The sequence below is a fragment of the Armatimonadia bacterium genome (genome assembly GCA_039679385.1).
GTDB lineage: Bacteria > Armatimonadota > Zipacnadia > Zipacnadales > JABUFB01 > JAJFTQ01.
The window spans coordinates 1-2,484 of sequence record JBDKVB010000042.1 but is presented as its reverse complement, the minus strand read 5'-3'; the positions used below and the strand labels follow the sequence as shown (position 1 = coordinate 2,484).

The 2,484-nt window shown below is 66.3% G+C and carries 2 protein-coding genes; both read left to right on the top strand.

The window, feature by feature from the left end; genetic code table 11:
* The coding region (locus tag ABFE16_03990) for an FAD-dependent protein (protein ID MEN6344439.1) at positions 1 to 1,311 on the top strand (1,311 nt) is incomplete at its 5' end.
* Positions 1,312 to 1,346: 35 nt separating this feature from the next.
* Positions 1,347 to 2,484, top strand: a 1,138-nt coding sequence (locus tag ABFE16_03985; GenBank protein ID MEN6344438.1) for an AGE family epimerase/isomerase, incomplete at its 3' end; no start/stop codon positions are given.

The following is a 2,484-nucleotide window of genomic DNA, read 5'->3' as shown; positions in this document are numbered from 1 at the left end:
TCCGGTGACTGCCGCGTCACCGTCCTCGAGAAGGGGCTCGACCTGCCGGACCGAGTGGCTGTCCGCGACGGTCGACGTGAAGCGCCGACGGATGCCTCCGTGAACCTGGAAGGCTTTGGCGGCGCCGGTGCTTTCTCCGATGGCAAGCTGACCCTGACGGCTGAGGTGGGCGGGCAATTGGCCGACCTACTGGGACGCCCTGCCGCCGAGGACCTGATTGTCCAGACCGATCGCCTGTGGCTGCAGTTCGGCGCACCCGACCGGATCTATGGCGCTGATGACGAGGCCGTGGCGACTCTGAGCCGAAGGGCAACGCTTGCCGATATGAAGCTGGTCCCGGTGCCCCTGCGCCACTTGGGCACCGACTGCTCGGTCGAGACCCTGGCGGCGATGCGGGAAAGCCTGGGCAAGACCTGCGAGCTGCGCTTTGACTGCGCCGTCGCGAGGATCGACACCCGTGGCGACCGTGTCTGTGGTGTTACGCTGGCCGACGGGACTGCCATCGAGGCCGACTATGTGATTGCTGCTCCCGGGCGCAGCGGCCAGCCGTGGTTCCAGCAGGAAGCACGTCGCCTGTCCCTGGACAGCGCCTCGAACAATGTCGATCTCGGTGTCAGGGTCGAATGCCCTGCAGTGGTGCTGGAGGAGGTCACCGACCAACTCTACGAGTTCAAGCTTCTGTACTGGTCGCCGACCTTTGACAACCTTGTCCGGACCTTCTGTGTATGCCCCCATGGCGAAGTTGTCACCGAGCGTCTGGGTGACGTGATCACGGTCAACGGCCACAGCTTCGCCAAACGCATGACGCCGAACACGAACTTCGCAGTCCTGGTGTCCAGCCGTTTCACCAAGCCCTTCAACGACCCCATCGCCTATGGGCAGTACATTGCCCGCCTGGCGACTCTCCTGGGCGATGGCGTTCTTGTGCAGCGGTTGGTTGACTTGCGGGCGGGCCGGCGATCGACGCCCAGCCGTCTCGAGCGTTGCCTGATCACCCCGACCCTTCCGAGTGCAACCCCGGGCGATCTGAGCTATGTGCTGCCCTACCGACACCTGCGGGCCATCCTGGAGATGCTGGACGCACTCGACCGCTTCGCTCCGGGTGTCGGTGGCGCGTCGACGCTGCTGTATGGGGTGGAGGTCAAGCTTTACTCGGCGCGGGTGAACGTCTCCTCCTGCCTGGAGACGCGCGTCCACAACCTCTTCGCCTGTGGCGATGGCGCAGGCATTACGCGTGGCCTGGTGCAGGCCTCGGCCTCGGGGCTGGCCGCCGCACAGGAGATCGCCGCGCGTCTACAGCGCGAGTCCTGACGCAAACTCACACTGACCCTTCGATAGGTGATGCGATGGCTGACCAGACGCCCGACAAGCAGGCTCTGCGCAACTGGTTCCACACGCATCTGGTGGACGAGATCCTTCCGCACTGGCTGGAGGCGGCGGTGACACCGTCGGGCTTCTTCCACGTGTCCCTGGACCGAGCCTGGCAGCGCACCGAACCCGCGCAGGCGACGTTGGTCAGCCAGTGCCGCCTCCTGTACAACTTTTCGGTGGGCTGGCGGCTTACGGGAGACGACCGCTACCGGGAGGCCGTCGCCGCCGGAGTGGAGTTCCTGGTCCGCCACTTCGCCGACCCCGACTGGCGTGGCTGGTTCTTCTCGGTCGGGCCCGAGGGGCAGGTGCTCGACGACAAGAAGGACGCCTACGGTCATGCTTTCGTCATCTTCGGCCTGGCCCACGCCGCTCGTGCACTCCAAGACGCGAAGCTTCTTGCGCTGGCCCGGGAGACGCTTGCGCTGGTCCGAGCCGAGTTCATGGACGGCTATGGGGGCATCGTCCCGACCCTGAGTCGCCAGCTGGTGGGCAGCAGTAACCAGCGCACGCAGAACCCCATCATGCACCTGTTCGAGGCCCATCTCGCTGTGCTGGAGGCCCATCAGGAACCGTGGGCCGAGGACACGCTGCGCGCCGCCGTCGTCGGCCACTCGATCTCCAGTCCGGAGACCGTCGCCGCTTCCGCCAGGGAGATCGGCCACTTCGTCCACGGCTTCCTCAGCCTTCCCGGAAGCGGACGCTTGCCCGAGATGTACGACGAGACCTGGACCGAGCTGCCTCGTGAGCGCGGCGGGCGAATCGACCTGGGCCACGCCTGCGAGTGGGCCTTCCTGCTCTCGCGGGCGACCGAGATGGGACTGGGCGAGGAGTGGCTGCCGATGGCCGAGGCCTTGCTGGCACACGGACTCGAAGTGGGGGAGGCACCGGACGGTGGACTGTACTCAAACGAGGCCCCCGAGGGTGGTCTCTTGCATCCCGACAAGGGCTGGTGGCAGCAGTGCGAGATGCTCCGAGCGCTGGTGCACTTCGCCGCCTGGCGCGGCCGCGATGACCTGTGGCCGAAGCTCCAGCGACACCTCGACTTCGTGCGTGCGCAGTTTGTCGACCCCGAGTATGGAGGCTGGTACTTCACACCGGCCGAGGGCGGCCTTG